At 62.7% G+C, this 19,368-nt stretch carries 17 protein-coding genes, 1 other RNA gene and 1 riboswitch; of the genes, 10 read left to right on the forward strand and 8 right to left on the reverse strand.

What is annotated here, in order from left to right; genetic code table 11:
• Position 1 precedes the first annotated feature (1 nt).
• Entirely contained in the window at positions 2-1,834 is a 1,833-nt protein-coding gene (locus Q0799_RS03920; RefSeq protein WP_298394488.1) for a TonB-dependent receptor, read from the reverse strand.
• Positions 1,835-1,938: 104 nt separating this feature from the next.
• Positions 1,939-2,145: riboswitch (cobalamin riboswitch) on the reverse strand.
• 114 nt (positions 2,146-2,259) lie between these two features.
• On the opposite strand from Q0799_RS03920, the gene Q0799_RS03925 reads away from it, so the two are divergent.
• The 4 genes from Q0799_RS03925 to Q0799_RS03940 all read left to right on the forward strand — a co-directional run bounded on the left by Q0799_RS03925 (position 2,260) and on the right by Q0799_RS03940 (position 3,846).
• Positions 2,260-2,457 (forward strand): hypothetical protein, encoded by a 198-nt coding sequence (locus tag Q0799_RS03925; RefSeq protein ID WP_028993739.1) that lies wholly within the window; start codon positions 2,260-2,262, stop codon positions 2,455-2,457.
• Position 2,458: 1 nt separating this feature from the next.
• Positions 2,459-2,785 (forward strand): cell division protein ZapA, encoded by a 327-nt coding sequence (locus Q0799_RS03930; protein WP_028993738.1) that lies wholly within the window; start codon positions 2,459-2,461, stop codon positions 2,783-2,785.
• Between the two features lie 24 nt (positions 2,786-2,809).
• Positions 2,810-2,989, forward strand: a non-coding RNA gene (ssrS, locus tag Q0799_RS03935) — 6S RNA.
• Between the two features lie 50 nt (positions 2,990-3,039).
• Positions 3,040-3,846 (forward strand): sulfite exporter TauE/SafE family protein, encoded by an 807-nt coding sequence (locus Q0799_RS03940; RefSeq protein ID WP_298394492.1) that lies wholly within the window; start codon positions 3,040-3,042, stop codon positions 3,844-3,846.
• Here the strand turns inward: Q0799_RS03940 and Q0799_RS03945 are convergent, their stop codons facing one another.
• Positions 3,847-4,623, reverse strand: coding sequence for an enoyl-CoA hydratase-related protein (locus tag Q0799_RS03945; protein ID WP_298394495.1), 777 nt, complete (start codon positions 4,621-4,623; stop codon positions 3,847-3,849).
• A gap of 126 nt (positions 4,624-4,749) precedes the next feature.
• Between Q0799_RS03945 and Q0799_RS03950 the strand changes: the two genes are divergently transcribed.
• The gene (locus Q0799_RS03950; protein ID WP_245580480.1) at positions 4,750-5,070 is read left to right on the forward strand and encodes a DUF485 domain-containing protein; all 321 of its coding nucleotides are present in this window, start codon (positions 4,750-4,752) and stop codon (positions 5,068-5,070) included.
• Positions 5,070-6,731 carry a cation acetate symporter gene (locus Q0799_RS03955; RefSeq protein WP_028993734.1) on the forward strand — a complete coding sequence of 554 codons (1,662 nt, stop codon included), beginning with the start codon at positions 5,070-5,072 and terminating at the stop codon, positions 6,729-6,731. The genes Q0799_RS03950 and Q0799_RS03955 overlap by 1 nt, the downstream gene beginning before the upstream one ends.
• Before the next feature lie 76 nt (positions 6,732-6,807).
• Here Q0799_RS03955 and Q0799_RS03960 read toward each other — a convergent pair whose 3' ends face one another.
• On the reverse strand, positions 6,808-7,473 hold the full coding sequence (locus Q0799_RS03960; protein ID WP_298394500.1) for a GntR family transcriptional regulator: 666 nt from the start codon (positions 7,471-7,473) through the stop codon (positions 6,808-6,810).
• Positions 7,474-7,639: 166 nt separating this feature from the next.
• Here Q0799_RS03960 and scpA point away from each other — a divergent pair, with 166 nt between their 5' ends.
• From scpA to Q0799_RS03980, 4 genes are read left to right on the forward strand one after another with little or no spacing between them, the layout of a single operon-like run.
• Complete coding sequence (scpA, locus tag Q0799_RS03965) at positions 7,640-9,790, forward strand: methylmalonyl-CoA mutase (RefSeq protein ID WP_298394502.1); 2,151 nt, start codon at positions 7,640-7,642, stop codon at positions 9,788-9,790.
• 7 nt (positions 9,791-9,797) lie between these two features.
• The gene (meaB, locus tag Q0799_RS03970) at positions 9,798-10,808 is read left to right on the forward strand and encodes a methylmalonyl Co-A mutase-associated GTPase MeaB (RefSeq protein ID WP_298394504.1); all 1,011 of its coding nucleotides are present in this window, start codon (positions 9,798-9,800) and stop codon (positions 10,806-10,808) included.
• A gap of 27 nt (positions 10,809-10,835) precedes the next feature.
• Positions 10,836-12,371, forward strand: coding sequence for an acyl-CoA carboxylase subunit beta (locus Q0799_RS03975; RefSeq protein WP_298394506.1), 1,536 nt, complete (start codon positions 10,836-10,838; stop codon positions 12,369-12,371).
• Positions 12,372-12,392: 21 nt separating this feature from the next.
• Complete coding sequence (locus Q0799_RS03980; protein WP_298394508.1) at positions 12,393-14,405, forward strand: acetyl/propionyl/methylcrotonyl-CoA carboxylase subunit alpha; 2,013 nt, start codon at positions 12,393-12,395, stop codon at positions 14,403-14,405.
• A 91-nt stretch (positions 14,406-14,496) separates the two neighbouring features.
• On the opposite strand, the gene Q0799_RS03985 is transcribed toward Q0799_RS03980, so the two are convergent.
• The 5 genes from Q0799_RS03985 to Q0799_RS04005 all read right to left on the reverse strand — a co-directional run bounded on the left by Q0799_RS03985 (position 14,497) and on the right by Q0799_RS04005 (position 19,368).
• Positions 14,497-15,429, reverse strand: coding sequence for an exopolyphosphatase (locus tag Q0799_RS03985; protein WP_298394511.1), 933 nt, complete (start codon positions 15,427-15,429; stop codon positions 14,497-14,499).
• Positions 15,430-15,498: 69 nt separating this feature from the next.
• Positions 15,499-16,338 carry a c-type cytochrome biogenesis protein CcmI gene (ccmI, locus tag Q0799_RS03990; RefSeq protein ID WP_298394513.1) on the reverse strand — a complete coding sequence of 280 codons (840 nt, stop codon included), beginning with the start codon at positions 16,336-16,338 and terminating at the stop codon, positions 15,499-15,501.
• Positions 16,335-16,817, reverse strand: a complete 483-nt coding sequence (locus tag Q0799_RS03995) for a cytochrome c-type biogenesis protein (RefSeq protein WP_298394516.1) — start codon at positions 16,815-16,817, stop codon at positions 16,335-16,337. Before Q0799_RS03995 ends, ccmI begins: the two co-directional genes overlap by 4 nt.
• On the reverse strand, positions 16,814-17,401 hold the full coding sequence (locus tag Q0799_RS04000; RefSeq protein WP_298394519.1) for a DsbE family thiol:disulfide interchange protein: 588 nt from the start codon (positions 17,399-17,401) through the stop codon (positions 16,814-16,816). The genes Q0799_RS03995 and Q0799_RS04000 overlap by 4 nt, the downstream gene beginning before the upstream one ends.
• The gene (locus Q0799_RS04005) at positions 17,398-19,368 is read right to left on the reverse strand and encodes a heme lyase CcmF/NrfE family subunit (RefSeq protein WP_298394522.1); all 1,971 of its coding nucleotides are present in this window, start codon (positions 19,366-19,368) and stop codon (positions 17,398-17,400) included. Before Q0799_RS04005 ends, Q0799_RS04000 begins: the two co-directional genes overlap by 4 nt.

The following is a 19,368-nucleotide window of genomic DNA, read 5'->3' on the forward strand; positions in this document are numbered from 1 at the left end:
ATTACTTCGGACTGTAGCGGATGCCGATGAAGGCATTGCGCCCCGGGGTGGCGTAGGTATCGGCGAGTATATAGTCCCGGTCGAAGAGGTTGTTGACGCGGGCAAAAATGCTCCATTCCGGGGCAAAACGGTAGGCAGCGTAGAGATTGGTCAGCGCGTAGCCGTCCAGTTCCACTCTGGTCGTTCCGGAATACTCGTAGCGCTTGCCGCTACCCAGCATTTCGGCACGCCAGTCCCAGCGGTCCAGCGTCTGGCCGACCGAGATGGCGGCCGAGTGCCGGGCACGCCTGGCAAGCTGACGGTCGTTGCGACGGTCAATCGCGTCAAGCCAGTCGTAGCTGGCCTGAAGATCCAGGCTGCTGAGCTTGCCCTGCCAGCTGAGTGTCGCACCCTCAAGTCTGGCGGAATCGATGTTCGTGGGCTGGTTCAGGGCGCCGACCCGGGTCCAGGCAATCATGTCCTTGACCCGGTTCAGGTACCAGGTCAACGAGATGGCCTGATTCCCGGCTTCATAGTGAATCGACAGCTCGCGATTGATCGCCGACTCGGGCTGCACGGCCGGGTTGCCGACGAAGGTTCCGGTCAGCGGGTAGTACAGTTCGTTGAAGGTCGGCGCCTTGAAGGCGGTGCCAACGCTCGCGCTGGCTCGCCAGTTGTTCGAGAAACGATAGCCATAGGCCAGCGAGCCGGTGGTCTTGTCACCGAACAGCGAGTCGTCGTCGTAGCGGGTGCTGGCCTGTAGGCGATGGGCGCCGAATCCACGGTTCCAGCCCAGCTGGACCGCGTCGTTGCGGCGTTGGGTTTTGGGGTAATTGCCCGAGGTATTGATGGCTTGCTCGGTACGCTCGAAGCCGATCAGGAAATTGCCCAGGCTGCCGCTCAGATCGTTCTGCCAGGCGTACATATCCTGCTCGGTGTTGAATTGACTGTTGCGCAGACCATTGCGCAGATTTTTCGAGTGATCGATGCTGCGCCCGACGGTCAATGTGCTGTTCCAGGCGCTGGTCAGCCGGTTTTTCAGTACCAGCGAGGCGTTGCCGTTTCTGGTCTGATTGACCCAGTCGACCGTCACGCCGGTGCCGTCGTAGCTGTTGCGACCTTCGGCGTGCAGGGCGGAAAGCATCAGTTCGTGTCCGGGGGCGAAGGTATAGCCGAGCCGTGCTGAGGTCGCCTGGTTGCGGAAACCGTCCTTGTCGGGATTGGCTGTCGCCGTCCACGGGCGACTGTTGAAGCCGTCGGTCGTCTCATGCGAAAGGGTCACGCCGTACTGCCAGCCGTTGCGCTTCCCGGACAAGCTGGCGCTGCCATTGCGCGTGCCGTAGCTGCCGGCTCCGGCTTCGGCAGAAAGATGAAGGGCTTCCTCGCTGCGCCGGGTGAAGATCTGGACCACGCCCCCGATGGCGTCGCTGCCGTACATTGCGGAGGCTGGGCCGCGGATGATTTCGATGCGCTCGATCTGGGCGACCGGAATGCGTGACCAGGTGGGTTCGCCCGACGTGGCCGAGCCCACCCGCATGCCATCGACCAGCAGCAGCACATGTTTGGCGTTGGTGCCGCGGATGAGCAACGAGGAATTGGCACCCCAACTGCCGTTGGCGACGATCTGTATGCCCGGCTGAGCGGCCAGGATCTGTTCGAGATTGGTGTGGCCGGCGGCTTCGATCTCGTTGCGCTCGATCACGCTGACATCGGTCAGCACTTCGCTGACCCGCATCGGCTGGCGTGTCGCGGTGACCACCATGGTGTCGAGGCTGGCAAGCTGTTCCGTGGCCTGCAGCGGTTGGCAAAAAGCGAGCGGTAGCAATACCGCCAGCGGCTTGAGGCGTGAATTCATGGATTTCCCCTTCCCGGCAGGCGTCCCCGCATGCCGGAATGCATTGACAAGAAAGTCCGCAGGGGAGAGGGCTGGTCTGGAACCGGCACCACCACCCCGTGGTACTTCCGCTAGGTGTGCAAGGCCGGTATCCGGGCTCGCAAGTCTTGACGTATCGCCTTCCCAGGTTTCCCCAGTGGCTTCGTGATACGCCCGCACTTGCTTACCGTTGCGGGGGCAGCAGCGGCTTGGTCTCGTTGGAGACGCACCGCTTTCCCGTTTAACTGCGCTTGGTGAAAACCGCGCGCAGCACCTGACACGGCGCGCATTCTAGCGCGCCTGGCCGGGAGATGCGAATGCCAATGGCGTCGACAGCCGATAAAACACTTTGAAAATAGCTGCTTAGTCCTTGACCGGGCAGTATTTGTCCCTCTATAGTGCGCGCCATGAATAGCGAATTCGAAGCGCTCGAAGCCAAGATCGATCAGGTCGTCGCCCTGGTGCACCAGTTGCGTGCCGAGAACGAGGTCCTGAAGAACCAGATAGCCACGGCCGAGGCCGAGCGTCTGCACTTGCGCTCGACGATGACGGCTGCCCGCGAGCGGCTGGAAGGCCTGATGGACAAGCTGCCCGAGGATGCCTGAGATGAGTGCCGAGCAGAATTTCCTCGACGTCAAGATCATGGGCCGCGAATACCGCGTTGCCTGCCGGCCGGAGGAGCGCGATGCGCTGCTGGCGGCGGTCGATCTGGTCGACAACAAGATGCGCGAAATCGCCCAGAAGACCAAGAGCACCATTGCCGAACGCGTGGCGGTGATGGCCGCGCTGAACATCGCCCACGAACGCCTGGCGGCGCCGGCTGGCGAGGCTGCCGAAGAAGCGCTTGCGTCGACCGACACGAAGCGTAGAATCGAAGACATGGGAGCACGGCTCGATGCCGTGCTGGCACCCCAGCAGCAACTGGATCTCTGAGTCGCTGCGGGATTGCCCGCCGAGTGTTCCCTGCGGTGTTTGTTAAGGCCATATATTCCTTGAACCAATGCTGATTGGCATCGGTTGCGGACCAAGACTCCGCTGTTGTGCGCGTTCTTCGTCGAATGTGCCTGATGCGGAAGGAAAGCAGCCACTCTGAACCCAGGTTCAGGATGCCGGCCTGACGGCACTCGCGGGGACTTTTACCAAACAGGTGGCAGCTTCTGCCACCTGTTTTCATTTGCAGGGTGGTGATGGAAATCGAGTGGCTGCTGGCCTATCTGCTGTTGGGCGCGTTTGTCGGGTTTTTTGCCGGTCTGCTCGGCGTGGGTGGCGGCGGCATCATGGTCCCCGTATTGACCACCCTGTTTGCCGCGCAAGGCTTTCCCCGCGAGCATCTGGTTCATGTTGCGCTGGGGACGTCGATGGCGGCCATTGTGATGACTTCGATTTCCAGTCTGCGTGCGCATCATGCCCATGGTGCGGTGCGTTGGGACATCGTGCGCGGCATTACGCCGGGTGTCCTGCTCGGTACTTTCGGCGGCACCTTCATCGCCTCGCGCGTGGATAGCGTGCCGCTGGCGATTTTCTTTGGCTGCTTCATGGCCTATGTGTCGCTGCAGATGATCCTCAACGTCAAACCCAAGCCGACCCGGGAACTGCCCGGTCAGGCCGGCATGGTCGGCGTCGGTGGCGGCATCGGCCTGGTCTCGGCGCTGGTGGCGATCGGCGGCGGCTCGCTGTCGGTGCCGTTCATGACCTGGTGCAACGTCAAGATGCAGCACGCCATCGGTACTTCGGCGGCGATCGGCTTGCCGATTGCGCTGGCCGGGGCGCTCGGTTACCTGATCAACGGCTGGGGCAGCAGCGGCCTGCCGGACTGGTCCATCGGTTACGTCTATCTGCCGGCACTGGTGCTGGTCAGCGCCGTGTCGACGTTCACCGCGCCGCTGGGCGCCCGCCTGGCGCATCGGCTGCCGGTGGCAACCCTGAAGAAGGTGTTTGCCGGTGTGCTGATCCTGCTCTCGGCGAAGATGCTGCACACCGTTTTCGGTAGCTGATCAGCGCGCCTTGAACACCGGTTTGCGCTTTTCCAGGAAAGCCGCCAGCCCTTCCCGGTAGTCCTCGGTGTCGAGGAAGGCGAAGGACGCGGTTTTTTCTTCGTCGGTCAACGGGCGGCCGTCGAGCAGGCGGTGGATCCATTGCTTGTGCCAGGCAGCGACCAGCGGGGCGCCGTGGCCGATGCGGCGGGCTGTGGCATAGGCTTCGTCGATGACCTGCGGGTCGGCGACAACGCGCGTCAGCAGGCCTTTTTCATAGGCTTCGCGGGCGTTCAGGATGCGCCCTTCGAGCAGGATTTCCTTGACCACCGCCGGCCCGGCAAGACGTAGCAGGCCTTCCATTTCGCCCGGGTACATCGAGAAGCCGAGCTTGTTGATCGGTGCGCCGAAGCGCGCGCTTTCGCCGGCGATGCGCAGGTCGCAGGCGCCGGCGATTTCCAGGCCGCCACCGATGCAGGCGCCCTGGATCAAGGCCACGGTCGGGTGCGGGCAATCAGCAATGGCATTGAGGGCGGCGGCGACCTCGCCGTGATAGTGGAGCGCCTGTGCCAGTGTTGCCCGGGCCGTGACGAACTCTTCCAGGTCGCCGCCGGCGGCGAAGGCTTCGTTGCCGGCACCGCGGATGACCACGCAGCGGATGCCAGGATCGGCGGCCAGTTCGCGCATGTACTGGCTCAGCGTCTGCCACATCAACAGGTCGATGGCGTTGAGTTTCCCCGGGTTGTCCAGGGTCAGGGTGGCGATTTCCCCATCTATGGTTCGATTGATCTTGCCCATCAATGTTCTCCGGCTTGCGGCATTTAGTTCGAAAGTCTTACATGCCGTCAGGTTGTTAGGTCTTATATAAGATACAATGCTGCCGCCGATTTGCATCGGTAATTATTAATTAATAAGGAGAACAGAATGAGCAGCGTTATGTATGAGCGGATGCGGGAAAATCCCAAATTCCGTGAGCTGGTCGCCAAGAGGGGACGTTTCGCCTGGACCTTGGCAGCCATCGTCCTGACCATGTTCTACGGCTTCGTGATGGTCGTGGCCTTTGCGCCCGAATCGCTGGGCCAGCCGATTGCCGAAGGGTCCCGCTGGACCGTCGGCCTGGTCGCCGAACTTTTCATGTTTATCTTCTTCTGGGTGCTGACGGCCGTTTATGTCCGCAAGGCCAACACCGAGTTCGACGCGCTCTCGCAAGAGATCGTTCGTGAAGCCTGGAAGGAGAACAAGTAATGCGCAAGATCGTTTCCGCACTCGGGCTGCTGAGCCTGTGTACCCTCGCCATCGCCGCCGACGCGGTTGGTGCGACCGAAAAGCAGGCGACCAACTGGCACGCCATCATCATGTTCTGCATCTTCGTGACGCTGACCATGGGCATCACCTACTGGGCGGCCAGCCGCACCAAGTCGACGTCGGACTTCTACACGGCCGGCGGCGGTATCACCGGTTTCCAGAACGGTCTGGCGATTGCCGGTGACTACATGTCGGCCGCCACGCTGCTCGGTCTGACCGCCATGGTCTACATGCAGGGTTACGACGGCTACATCTACATGCTGTGCTTCTTCGCCGGCTGGCCGATCATCCTGTTCCTGATGGCTGAACGCCTGCGCAACCTGGGCAAGTTCACCTTCTCCGACATCACTGCCTATCGCCTCGATCAGGGCAAGGTGCGCACGATGGCCGCGATCTCCTCGCTGACCGTCGTCTGCTTCTACCTGATCGCCCAGATGGTCGGTGCCGGTCAGCTGATCAAGCTGCTCTTCGGTCTGGACTACAACGTCGCCATCTTCGCCGTCGGCATCCTGATGATGGTTTACGTCACGTTCGGTGGCATGGTCGCGACGACCTGGGTGCAGATCATCAAGGCCGTCATGCTGCTGTCCGGCGGTACGCTGGTCATGTTCCTGGCGATGTCCTACTTCAACTTCTCCTTTACCAACGTGATGGACCAGGCGATGTCGGTGCACAAGCTGGGTGAGAAGCTGATGCATCCGGGCAGCCTGCTCGCCGATCCGATTACCGCCATCTCGCTGGGTCTCGGCCTGATGTTCGGTACTGCCGGCCTGCCGCACATCCTGATGCGTTTCTTCACCGTGACCGACGCCAAGGAAGCCCGCAAGTCGGTGCTCTACGCTTCCGGTTTCGTGGCTTACTTCTTCAACGTCATCTTCCTGATGGGTCTGACCGCGATCATCATCGTCGGCCAGAACCCGGATTTCTTCGAAGGCGGCGAAATCGGCAAGAAGCTGATCGGTGGCGGCAACATGGTTGCCATGCACCTGGCCAAGGCGGTCGGCGGCGACATGCTGCTCGGCTTCCTGGCTGCCGTGGCCTTCGCCACCATCCTGGCCGTCGTTTCGGGTCTGGCGCTGGCTGGTGCTTCGGCGATCTCGCACGACATCTACGCCCGCGTGATCAAGAAGGGTACGGCTTCGGAAGCGGCTGAAATCCGCGTTTCCAAGATCGCCACGATCTGCCTCGGCTTCGTTGCCATCGTTCTCGGCATCGCCTTTGAAAAGCAGAACATCGCCTTCATGGTCGGCCTGGCCTTCGGTGTTGCCGCAGCTGCCAACTTCCCGGTGCTGATCCTGTCGATGTACTGGAAGGGCCTGACCACCCGCGGCGCGCTGTGGGGCGGTTACGGCGGTCTGGTTTCCGCCGTGCTGTTCGTGCTCTTCTCGAAGTCGGTGTGGGTCGACGTGCTGGGCAATGCCGCCCCGCTGTTCCCCTACACCCAGCCGGCCCTGTTCGCCATGCCGATCGCCTTCCTGCTGGCCTGGATCGGTTCGACGAGCGACGCCAGCGTTCGCGCGCAGGCCGAGAAGGAAGCCTTCGGCGACCAGTATGTGCGTGCCCAGACCGGTTTCGGTGCAGCCTCTGCATCCAACCACTAAGCGGTACTGAAAGTAGAAACCCCCTGACGAGTTGCCTCGTCAGGGGGTTTTGTTTTTGTATCAGGTGTTTTTCAGGTCAAGCGCTTTTCAGGTTCTGCGCATCCATGCGCGCCAGCGCTTCGCGGCCGGACAGCAGGTGATCGTGCATTTCGCGCTCGGCCTTGGCGGCGTCGCCGGAGAGCATGCTGGCCAGGATGGCCCGGTGCTCGTCGAGCGACTGCTGCAGGCGACCTTCCAGCGACAGCGAGTGCAGGCGCGACAGTTTCAGCACCTTGCGCAGGTCCTGGATGACCGAGAGCAGCCAGCGGTTGCCGGACAATTCCTGGATTTTCTTGTGAAATTCCTGGTTGGCTTCGAAAAAGGCGTCGATGCGACCGTCGCGAGCAGCCGACTCCAGCTTTTCGTGAATCGCCTTGAGTGCCGCCAGATCGGCCGTCTTGGCCCGCTTCACGGCCTCGAAGGCACAGCGGCCTTCAAGCATGGCCATCAGGGGGAAGATGTCGTCGAGATCCTGGCGGGAAATCTCAGTCACGTAGCAGCCGCGGCGCGGCTTGAGTTCGACCAGCCCTTCGGAGGCCAGGACTTTCAACGCCTCGCGTAGCGGGGTACGCGAAATGCCATATTGTTCGGCGAGCTTCTGCTCGTCGATCCACATGCCTGGCGTCAGTTCGTGGGCGAAGATGCGTTGTCGCAGTCGTTCGGCGACTTCCTGGTAAAGCGCGGTGGGTGCAATACGGTTCATTGTGGTGATGTGGTCTCGGTGGGCAGATCGGTACGTTGCCGACTTGCTTCCATAATTATGGATACAGTATTATGTAGGGCTGGCTATGTCAAGCCGGGTGCGAAAGCGTAGAATTTTGAATTCTGCATCATCGGCCCGAAAAAATCGAATCGGCGAGAGGTGTTTCATGTCTGAAAAGTTCTTTGATTCCAATAACCTGGATGTCTGGGAAAAGGCTGCGGCAAAGCAGTCCCCGGGTGGCGACGTCAACAACCTGGTGTGGAATACCCCCGAAGGCCTTGCGGTCAAGGCCCTGTACACGAAGAAGGATGTCGAAAGCCTCGAGTTTGCCGACACCCTGCCGGGCGTTGCCCCCTACCTGCGCGGCCCGCAGCCGACCATGTACGCGGTCAAGCCTTGGACCATCCGCCAGTACGCCGGCTTCTCCACCGCCGAAGCTTCCAACGCCTTCTACCGCAAGGCGCTCGCCGCCGGCGGCCAGGGCGTTTCGGTGGCTTTCGACCTGGCCACGCACCGCGGCTACGACTCGGACAATGCCCGCGTCACCGGCGATGTCGGCAAGGCCGGCGTGGCGATCGACTCGGTCGAGGACATGAAGATTCTCTTCGACGGCATCCCGCTCGACAAGATTTCCGTGTCGATGACGATGAACGGCGCCGTGCTGCCCATCCTCGCCGGCTACATCGTCGCCGCCGAGGAACAGGGCGTGAAGCAGGAACAGCTGTCCGGCACGATCCAGAACGACATCCTCAAAGAGTTCATGGTGCGGAACACCTACATCTATCCGCCCAAGCCGTCGATGAAGATCATCGCCGACATCTTCGCTTACACGGCGCAGAACATGCCGAAGTTCAACTCGATCTCGATTTCGGGTTACCACATCCAGGAAGCCGGCGCCAACCAGGCGATCGAGCTGGCCTTCACGCTGGCCGACGGCATGGAATACGTGCGCACCGGCATCGCTTCCGGCATGGACGTCGACACCTTTGCCGGCCGCCTGTCCTTCTTCTGGGCGGTCGGGATGAACTTCTATCTCGAAATCGCCAAGATGCGCGCCGCGCGTCTGTTGTGGCACCGCATCATGTCCGGCTTCAACGCCAAGAGCCCGAAGTCGATGATGCTGCGCACGCACAGCCAGACTTCCGGCTGGTCGCTGACCGAGCAGGATCCGTACAACAACGTCGTCCGCACCACCATCGAAGCGATGGCGGCGGTCTTCGGCGGCACCCAGTCGCTGCACACCAACGCGCTCGACGAAGCGATTGCGCTGCCGACCGAGTTCTCGGCCCGCATCGCCCGCAACACGCAGCTGATCATCCAGGAAGAGACGCACATCACCAACGTCATCGACCCCTGGGCCGGTTCCTACATGATGGAAAAGCTGACCCAGGACATGGCCGACAAGGCCTGGGGCATCATCCAGGAAATCGAGGCGATGGGCGGCATGACCAAAGCCGTCGAATCCGGCTGGGCCAAGATGCAGGTCGAGACCTGCGCCGCCGACAAGCAGGCGCGCATCGACTCGGGCAAGGATGTCATCGTCGGCGTCAACAAGTACAAGCTGGCAAAGGAAGACGCGATCGACATCCTCGACATCGACAACCACGCCGTCCGCGAAGCGCAGATTGCCCGTCTCAAGCAGATTCGCGCCACCCGTGACACGGCTGCCGTCAATGCTGCGCTCGACGCGCTGACGAAGGCCGCCGAAAGCGGTGACGGCAACCTGCTCGACCTGACCGTCAAGGCGATCCGCCTGCGCGCCACGGTCGGCGAAGTGTCGGATGCGCTGGAAAAGGTCTACGGCCGTTTCCGCGCCAACAACCAGACCATTTCGGGCGTTTACGGAGGTGTCGTGGAAGGTCAGGAAAGCTGGGAACAGATCAAGGCCGACGTCGCCAGGTTTGCCGAAGAAGAAGGCCGTCGTCCGCGCATCATGATTGCCAAGCTTGGCCAGGACGGCCATGACCGCGGCGCCAAGGTCGTCGCCACGGCCTACGCCGACCTCGGTTTCGACATCGACATGGGCCCGCTCTTCCAGACCCCGGAAGAAGCTGCCCGCCAGGCGATCGAGAACGACGTCCACGCCATCGGGTGCTCGTCGCTGGCCGCCGGTCACAAGACGCTGGTGCCGCAGATCATCCAGTGCCTGAAGGACCAGGGCGCCGACGACATCATCGTCTTCGCCGGTGGCGTGATTCCGGCGCAGGACTACGATGCGTTGTACGCGGCCGGCGCCAAGGCGATCTTCGGCCCGGGCACCCGGATCGAGGATTCGGCCAAGCGCGTGCTTGAAGAAATCCGCAAGGCGCGCGGCTAAGGCCGGGATGAAACTGGACGAGGCGCCGGTGAAGGCGAATCTCCTCTCGGATGCCGACCGGCAACTGGTCGATGGCGTGAGCCAGGGTCAGCGCCGGGCGCTGGCCAAGGCGATCACGCTGATCGAATCGACCCGTGCAGATCACCAGCAGCGCGCGCAGCAGGTGCTGACCGCGCTGCTGCCGAAGACCGGCAACGCGATCCGGGTCGGCATCTCGGGCGTGCCCGGTGCCGGCAAGTCCACTTTCATCGAAGCCCTCGGTGTCTGGCTGATCGCGCAGGGCAAGAAGCTCGCCGTGCTCGCCGTCGACCCTTCGTCGTCAGTCTCTGGCGGTTCCATCCTCGGCGACAAGACGCGCATGGAGTTGCTCAGCCAGCGCGAGGAAGCCTTCATCCGTCCCAGTCCGTCGGCCGGTTCGCTCGGCGGCGTCGCCGAGAAGACGCGTGAAGCCATGCTGCTCTGCGAAGCGGCGGGCTACGACGTGATCATCATCGAGACGGTCGGCGTCGGCCAGTCGGAAACGACGGTGGCCGGCATGGTCGACATGTTCTGCCTGCTGCAGTTGCCGAACGCCGGCGACGACCTGCAGGCGATCAAGAAGGGCATCGTCGAGATCGCCGACATGGTGGTCATCAACAAGGCCGACATCGACAAGCAGGCGACTGCGGTCGTCCGCGCCCAGTGGCGTAATGCGCTGCACATGCTGCGCCCGGCCTCGCCCAACTGGGCCCCGCCGGTGATCGCGCTGTCGGCGCTGCACAAGCAGGGCATCGCCGAGTTCTGGGCCGAAGTCGAGAAATTCCAGGCTGCGCTCAAGCCGACCGGTGAGTTCGACGCCAAGCGCCAGCACCAGTCACTGGCCTGGATGTGGCAACTGATCGACGCCGGCCTGCGCCAACATTTCCGCAATCATCCGCGCGTGCAGGAAAATCTGCCCGCGCTGACCCGTTCCGTCGAGTCGGGGCATACGACGCCGGCTGCCGCCGCGTATGCGCTGCTCGACTATCTGAAACACTGATCACCCGTTCCATTTTGGGAGTTTTCTATGCATGACATCATCCGCCAGCTGGAAAAAAAGCGTGAAATGGCCCGCCTCGGCGGTGGCCAGAAGCGCATCGACAGCCAGCACAAGAAGGGTAAGCTGACTGCCCGCGAACGCATCGAGCTGCTGCTCGATCCCGGTTCCTTCGAGGAATGGGACATGTTCAAGGAACACCGCTGCGTCGATTTCGGCATGGATCAGGCGGAAAAGACCCCGGGTGACGGTGTCGTCATCGGCTACGGCACGATCAACGGCCGTCTGGTCTTCGTCTTTTCGCAGGACTTCACCGTGTTCGGCGGCTCGCTGTCGGAAACCCACGCCGAGAAGATCTGCAAGGTCATGGACCAGGCGATGAAGGTTGGCGCCCCGGTGATCGGCCTCAACGATTCGGGCGGCGCCCGTATCCAGGAAGGTGTTGCCTCGCTCGGCGGCTACGCCGACGTCTTCCAGCGCAACGTGATGGCCTCCGGCGTCGTGCCGCAGATCTCGATGATCATGGGCCCCTGCGCCGGCGGCGCGGTGTATTCGCCGTCGATGACCGACTTCATCTTCATGGTCAAGGACTCGTCCTACATGTTCGTGACCGGTCCGGAAGTGGTCAAGACCGTGACCCACGAAGACGTGACCGCCGAGGAACTGGGCGGTGCCGTGACCCACACCAGCAAGTCCGGTGTCGCCGACCTGGCTTTCGAGAACGACGTTGAAGCGCTGTCCATGCTGCGCCGCTTCATGAACTTCATCCCGGCCAACAACAAGGAAAAGCCGCCGGTCACGCCGACCAACGATCCGGTCGACCGCTTCGACTACTCGCTCGACACCCTGGTGCCGGACAACGCGAACAAGCCGTACGACATGAAGGAGCTGATCATCAAGGTCGTCGATGACAACGACTTCTTCGAGATCCAGCCCGACTACGCCAAGAACATCATCATCGGCTTCGGTCGCATGGACGGCCATCCGGTCGGCATCGTCGCCAACCAGCCGCTGGTCCTGGCCGGCTGCCTGGACATCAAATCGTCGATCAAGGCCGCCCGCTTCGTCCGCTTCTGCGACGCCTTCAACATCCCGGTCGTCACCTTCGTCGATGTCCCGGGCTTCATGCCGGGTACCGCCCAGGAATACGGCGGCATCATCAAGCACGGCGCCAAGCTGCTCTACGCCTACGCCGAGTGCACCGTGCCCAAGGTCACCATCATCACCCGCAAGGCCTACGGTGGCGCCTACGACGTGATGTCGTCCAAGCACCTGCGCGGCGACGTCAACCTCGCCTGGCCGTCGGCCGAAATCGCCGTCATGGGCCCGAAGGGCGCGGTCGAGATCATCTTCCGCGAGGAAAAGAACGATCCGGCCAAGCTCGCCCAGCGCGAAGCCGAGTACAAGGAAAAGTTCGCCAATCCGTTCGTCGCCGGCGCCCGTGGCTTCATCGACGACGTGATCATGCCGCACGCCACCCGCAAGCGGATCGCCCGCTCGCTGGCCATGCTGCGCGACAAGAAACTCGAAAATCCGTGGCGCAAGCACGGCAACATCCCGCTGTAAGCGTCAGGAAGGAATAGAAACATGTTCAAGAAGATTCTGATTGCCAACCGCGGTGAAATCGCCTGCCGCGTCATCAAGACCGCCCGCAAGATGGGCATCAAGACCGTCGCCGTCTACTCCGAGGCCGACAAGGACGCCCTGTTCGTCGACCTCGCTGACGAAGCCGTCTGCATCGGCCCGGCCGCGTCGAAGGAGTCCTACCTGGTCGCCGACAAGATCATCGCCGCCTGCAAGCAGACCGGCGCTGAAGCGGTCCACCCGGGCTACGGCTTCCTGTCGGAAAACGCCGAGTTCTCGCGCCGTCTGGAAGAAGAAGGCATCAAGTTCATCGGTCCCAAGCACTACTCGATCGCCAAGATGGGCGACAAGATCGAGTCCAAGAAGCTGGCCATCGAAGCCAAGGTCAATACCATCCCCGGCCACAACGACGCCATCGACGGCCCGGACGCCGCCGTGGAAATCGCCAGGAAGATCGGCTATCCGGTGATGATCAAGGCCTCCGCCGGCGGCGGCGGCAAGGGTCTGCGCGTGGCCTACAACGACGCCGAAGCCCATGAAGGCTTCTCGTCCTGCGTCAACGAAGCCCGCAACTCCTTCGGTGACGACCGCGTCTTCATCGAGAAGTACGTGCTTGAACCGCGTCACATCGAAATCCAGGTGCTTGGCGACAGCCACGGCAACTACGTGTACCTGAACGAGCGCGATTGCTCGATCCAGCGCCGTCACCAGAAGGTCATCGAAGAGGCGCCGAGCCCGTTCGTCGATCCGGAAATGCGCAAGGCGATGGGTGAACAGGCCGTGGCCCTGGCCCGTGCGGTGAACTACGAATCGGCCGGTACGGTCGAATTCGTCGTCTCCGGTGCGACCAAGGAGTTTTACTTCCTGGAAATGAACACCCGTCTGCAGGTCGAACACCCGGTTACCGAACTGATCACCGGCCTCGATCTGGTCGAGCAGATGATCCGCGTCGCCTACGGCGAAAAGCTGCCGCTGACCCAGGCCGACGTCAAGATCAACGGCTGGTCGATGGAATGCCGGATCAACGCCGAAGACCCGTTCCGTGGCTTCCTGCCCTCCACCGGCCGCCTGGTCAAGTTCCTGCCGCCGGCCGAGACGACCGACGCCCAGGGCACGACCCGCGTCGATACCGGCGTCTACGACGGCGGCGAAATCTCGATGTTCTACGATTCGATGATCGCCAAGCTGATCGTGCACGGCAAGGATCGCAACGCCGCCATCGCCCGCATGCGCGATGCGCTGAACGCCTTCGTGATCCGCGGCATTTCCTCGAACATTCCGTTCCAGGCCGCGCTCATGCAGCACCCGGTGTTCCACTCCGGCATCTTCGACACCGGTTTCATCCCCAAGCACTACCCGACCGGCTTCGACGCCTCGATGGTGCCGCACGACGATCCGGCGCTGCTGGTCTCGGTTGCTGCCTACGTGTACCGTGCCTTCACCGACCGCTCCGCCTCGATCAGCGGCCAGCTGCAAGGCCATGAGCGCATCGTCGGCGATCAGTGGATGGTCGTCCGCCTGAACGGTGACCAGAAGGAAAACCACCCGGTGACGGCCCGTCCGATCCCCGGTGGCTACCACGTCGAGTACAACGGCCAGCCCTACGAAATCCTGTCGGACTGGAAGCTGGGCGAGTCGCTGTTCGTCGGTACCTGCAACGGTCAGGAATTCACGCTGCAGGTCGAGCGTCACAAGACCAAGTACTCGCTGTTCCACTGGGGTACGCGCGCCGACTTCATGGTCATGAGCGCCCGCGCCGCGGAACTGCTGGCACTGATGCCGGAGAAGCCGGCGCCCGACCTGTCGAAGTTCCTGCTGTCGCCGATGCCCGGCCTGCTGCGCGATATCGCGGTCAGCGTCGGTCAGGAAGTGAAGGCGGGCGAGAAGCTGGCGGTCATCGAAGCGATGAAGATGGAAAACATCCTCAAGGCCGAGCAGGATTGCAAGGTCAAGAAGATTTCCGCCGCCGTCGGCGAAAGCCTGTCGGTCGACCAGATCATCATCGAGTTCGAATAAGCGCCGGTTCCCGGCAAAAAGCAAAAAGGCCTGTTTTCGAACAGGCCTTTTTTTTCGCGCTTGCGCCGGCGTTCGGCGCAATGCACGGGGTTCAGCCGTCGGCGTTGATCCGGGCGATCAAGGCCTGCAAGGTCGTTTCTGCCTGGTCGTTGGCAACCTGACAGGTGCCGGCCGCCTGATGGCCGCCGCCGCCGTACTGCAGCATCAGTTCGCCGACATTGGTCTTGCTGCTGCGGTCGAGGATGGATTTGCCGGTGGCGAATACCGTGTTCTGCTTCTGCATGCCCCACATCACGTGGATCGAGATGTTGGTCTGCGGGAACATGGCGTAGATGGTGAAACGGTTGGTGGCGTAGATCGTTTCCTCGTTGCGCAGGTCGAGGACGACCAGGTTGCCGTACACCCTGGCGCAGCGCTGGATCTGTTCCTTGGCCTTGTCGGCATGCTCGAAGTACAGGTCGACGCGTTCGCGCACGTCGGGGAGCGCCAGGATGTCGGCGATATCGTGATCGCGGCAGTACTTGATCAGGTCCATCATCAGCGCGTAGTTGCTGATGCGGAATTCGCGGAAACGGCCGAGGCCGGTACGTGCGTCCATCAGGTAGTTGAGCAGCACCCAGTCGGCCGGTTCGAGGATTTCCTCGCGCGAGAACTGGGCGGCGTCGGCCTTGTCGACGGCTTCCATCATCGCGTCGCTGATCCGCGGGAAGGCTTTCTTGCCGCCGTAGTAGTCGTAGACGACACGGGCTGCCGACGGGGCTTCCGGATGGATGATGTGGTTCTTGCGCTCGCCGGTGTTGCGGATGGTTTCCGACAGGTGGTGGTCGAACGCCAGATGCGCCGCGGGGACGTAGGGCAGGTTGGTGGTGATGTCGCGGCCGGTGATGTCCACCTTGCCATCCTGCATGTCCTTGGGGTGAACGAACTTGATGTCGTCGATCAGGTCGAGTTCGTTCAGCAGGACGGCGCAGACGAGGCCGTCAAAGTCGCTGCGGGTGACGAGGCGGAATTTTTCCTGGGTCATGCGTGAGTCTCCGGTTGTTTGGGCGGTAAGCTTTTCTTGCAAGCATACCGCCTTCCCGGCGCGGAGACATCACTTCGCCTGTTTCATCTGCTCGATCCCGGCGCGCAGCATCTGGTCCAGCTCGGAACCCGGCTCGACCTGAGGCAGCAGGGCTTCCCAGTAGGCGATGGCGTTTTTCGCATCGCCCGCTTCCATGGCGGCGGCGCCGGCCAGGAACAGGGTGTGGGCGTGCTTGGGATCGAGTTTGAGGGCCTTGTCGATCTGTTCCTTGGCCTTGCCGGTCAGGCCCTTGCCGCTGGCCATGGCCAGGGTTTCCGCATAGCTGGCGAGCAGTTCCGGATCCTGATCGATCAGGGTCTCGGCTTTGCCGTAGGCGGCCACGGCCTCGTCGTAACGGCCCAGCATCTTGTACGAACGACCGAGCATGGCCCAACCGTTCAGGTCGTCCGGGTTGGTTTCCATGCGGGCCGCCAGTCTGGCTACCATGGCATTGATGTCGTCCGCGGTCATCTGCTTCTGCGGCGCGGTATTGGCCGGGTCCAGTGCCTTCGGGTTGCCCAGCAACAGATAGCCGAGAATGGCCGCCAGGGGTAGCAGCAGAAGCAGCGCAACGGCCGTCGGCCGGCTGGTCGGGCGCCAGGCTGCCGCCCGGTCGTCGGTTTCCCCATCGACTTCCTCGAGCAGGCGTCGCTTCAATTCGGTGTGCGCCTGTTCGAACTCCTCCTGCGAGATGACTTCTTCCTTGAATTCGCGCTCAAGGTCGGCAAGCTGGTCGCGGAAGATGGCCAGATTGGCCTCCTTGCGGTCGGCGGCGGTGGCTTTGTTGCGCTTGCCGAACCAGAGCACGGGCAGTAGCAGCACAAGGGCCGCGAAGACGACCAGGGCAGCGTAGATGGCGAACTGGGTCATTTGTCGTTCATTTCCTTGAGCAGGGTTTCCGCACGCCGGGTTTCATCGGCGGAGAGCGGACGGCTGGCGTTGGCCACCTGGGTGCTGCGACGTTTCAGATAGCTGCGCATGGCGAGGATGCCGATCAGCAGCAGCGCCAGCGGGCCGATCCAGAGCAGCAGCGTGATGCCTTTGACCGGCGGCCGGTAGAGCACGAAGTCGCCGTAGCGGGTGACCATGAAATCGAGGATTTCGTTGTCGGAGCGTCCGTCGCGGATCATGCCGCGGATTTCGCGACGCAGGTCGACGGCCAACTCGGCATTGGAATCGGCAATCGTCTCGTTCTGGCAGACCAGGCAACGCAGTTCCTTGGACAGTTCCTGCAGGCGCTTCTCCGCAACCGGGTCTTCGGCCAGTGCCGCTTCGTTGGTGGCAGAAGCAAAGGCCGGTCCGGCGATCAGGCCGAGGACCAGAAAGAGGCTGGAAAGGAAAGGCTTCATTTGTTCAGCTCCGCGACCAGGGGCAGGATCTTGTCGTTGAGGATCTGCGGACTGACCGGTCCGGTATGCTTCATGCGGATGATTCCGGTCTTGTCGATGACATAGGTTTCCGGCACGCCATAGACGCCGTAGTCGATACCGACCCGGCCGTCGATGTCCATGACCGTCAGCAGGTAGGGGTCGCCGTGCGTCTTCAGCCAGCCGCTGGCACGTTCCAGGGCGAGCGGCACTTCCTGTTCGGCCGGAACGCGGCGCATGTCGATGGCGCCGTCGCCGCGCAGTTCCTTGTAATTCAGGCCGACGATCGGCGTGCCGTTGCCGCGCCGGGCGAAGTCGACCAGCACCGGGTGTTCCTGGCGGCAGGAGACGCACCATGAGGCCCACACGTTGAGCAGCCAGACCTTGCCCTTGAGGTCTTCCGGGCCCATGGTCTGGCCATCCTGGCCAAGCACGGCCAGGCGGAATGCCGGTGCCGGCTTGCCGACCAGCGGCGACGGCACTTCGCGGGGGTTGAGGCTGAGGCCGACGGCGAGCAGCACGACCAGTGCGATGAAGGCACCGAGTACCCAGAAATAACGATTCATGCCTGCTTGCCTCCCGCCTTGCGCCGGCTGCGATAACGACGGTCGAACATGGCGATCAGGCCGCCCAGCGACATGATCACGCAGCCGCCCCAGATCCAGTCGACGAAGGGTTTGTAATAGACGCGGACGGCCCATTCGCCTTCCGGTTGGTCGGGGTTGATCGGCTCACCCAGCGAGACGTAGACGTCGCGCCACAGGCCGGCATCGATGGCGGCTTCGGTCATCGGCATCGACGACGAGAAGTAGTTGCGCTTTTCCGGGTTCAGCTTGCGGATGAAGCGGCCGTCCATGGACAGGTCGAATTCGCCTTGCGCGGCCTGGTAATTCGGCCCCTGGACCGCCTGCACGCCGTTGAAGGTGAAGCTGTAGCCGCTGACCTCGACGGTTTCACCCGGCGCCATCTTGACGTCCTTTTCCTCCTCATAGGACGAGACCATGGCGACACCGACGACGAAGACGGCGACACCGATGTGTGCCAGATGCATGCCGGTGAAGCTGGCCGGCTGGCTGAAGACCGAAGCGAGCAGGCTGCGCTCGCCGCGGGTGGCGCTGACCCGCTGGAAGAAATTCAAGCCGGCGGTGAACAGGATCCAGGCAGCGAGCAGGATGCCGAGCGCGGTCAGGGTCTTCCATTCGCCGTAAATCAGCGGCAGGGCGATGGCGACAATGGCGGCGGCGCCCAGCGCCCAGCGTACCGCACGCTGGATTTCCGGCAGCGAGGCTTCCTTCCAGCGGGCGAAGGGCGCGATCCCCATCAGGAAGAGGACCGGGACCATGACCGGGACGAAGACCGCATCGAAGTACGGTGGGCCGACCGAAATCTTGCCCAGGCCGAGCGCGTCGATCAGCAGCGGGTAGAGTGTGCCGAGCAGGACGGTGGCGCAGGAAACGACGAGCAGGACGTTGTTGGTCAGCAGCAGCGATTCGCGGGAGACCAGGCCGAACTTGCCGCCCAGGCCGACCGACGGCGCGCGCCAGGCGAACAGGGCGAGCGAGGTGCCGACGACGGCGACCAGGAAGATCAGGATGAAGATGCCGCGGGTCGGGTCGGTGGCGAAGGCATGCACCGAGGTCAGCACGCCGGAACGGACCAGGAAGGTGCCGAGCAGCGACAGCGAGAAGGCGGAAATGGCCAGCAGCACCGTCCAGTTCTTGAAGCTGCCGCGTTTTTCGGTAGCCGCCAGCGAGTGCATCAGCGCGGTACCGATCAGCCAGGGCATGAACGAGGCGTTTTCGACCGGATCCCAGAACCACCAGCCGCCCCAGCCCAGTTCGTAATAGGCCCACCACGAACCCATGGCGATACCCAGGGTCAGGAACACCCAGGCGGCCGTCGTCCATGGCCGCGACCAGCGCGCCCAGGCGGCGTCGAGCTTGCCCGAGAGCAGTGCGGCGATGGCGAAGGCGTAGGCGACCGAGAAGCCGACGTAACCCATGTACAGCAGCGGCGGGTGGATGATCAGGCCGGGATCCTGCAGCAGCGGGTTGAGGTCGCGTCCTTCGGCCACGCCGGGCAGCAGGCGTTCGAAGGGATTGGAGGTGAACAGGATGAACAGCAGGAAGCCGAAACAGACCAGGCCGAGCGTACCGAGCACGCGGGCCAGCATGACCTCCGGCAGTTGCTTGGAGAACAGACGGACCGCCAGGGCCCACCAGGACATCATCAGCATCCACAGCAGCAGCGAGCCTTCATGGCCGCCCCAGACGGCCGAGATGCGGTACTCGATCGGCAGCAGGGTATTCGAATGCTGGGCGACATAGACCACCGAGAAGTCGTTGGCGACGAAAGCCCAGGTCAGGCACAGGAAGGAGAAGGTGACCAGCAGCGCGAATACGTCGGTGGCCGGGCGGGCCAGCGCAATCCAGGCCGGACGGCCCTGATGGGCGCCGATCAGCGGCAGGGTGCCGAGCAGCAGGGCGACGATGGCGGAGAAGATCAGGGCGAAATGGCCAAGTTCGGGAATCAT

The organism is uncultured Azonexus sp. (genome assembly GCF_937982035.1).
Lineage (GTDB): Bacteria > Pseudomonadota > Gammaproteobacteria > Burkholderiales > Rhodocyclaceae > Azonexus.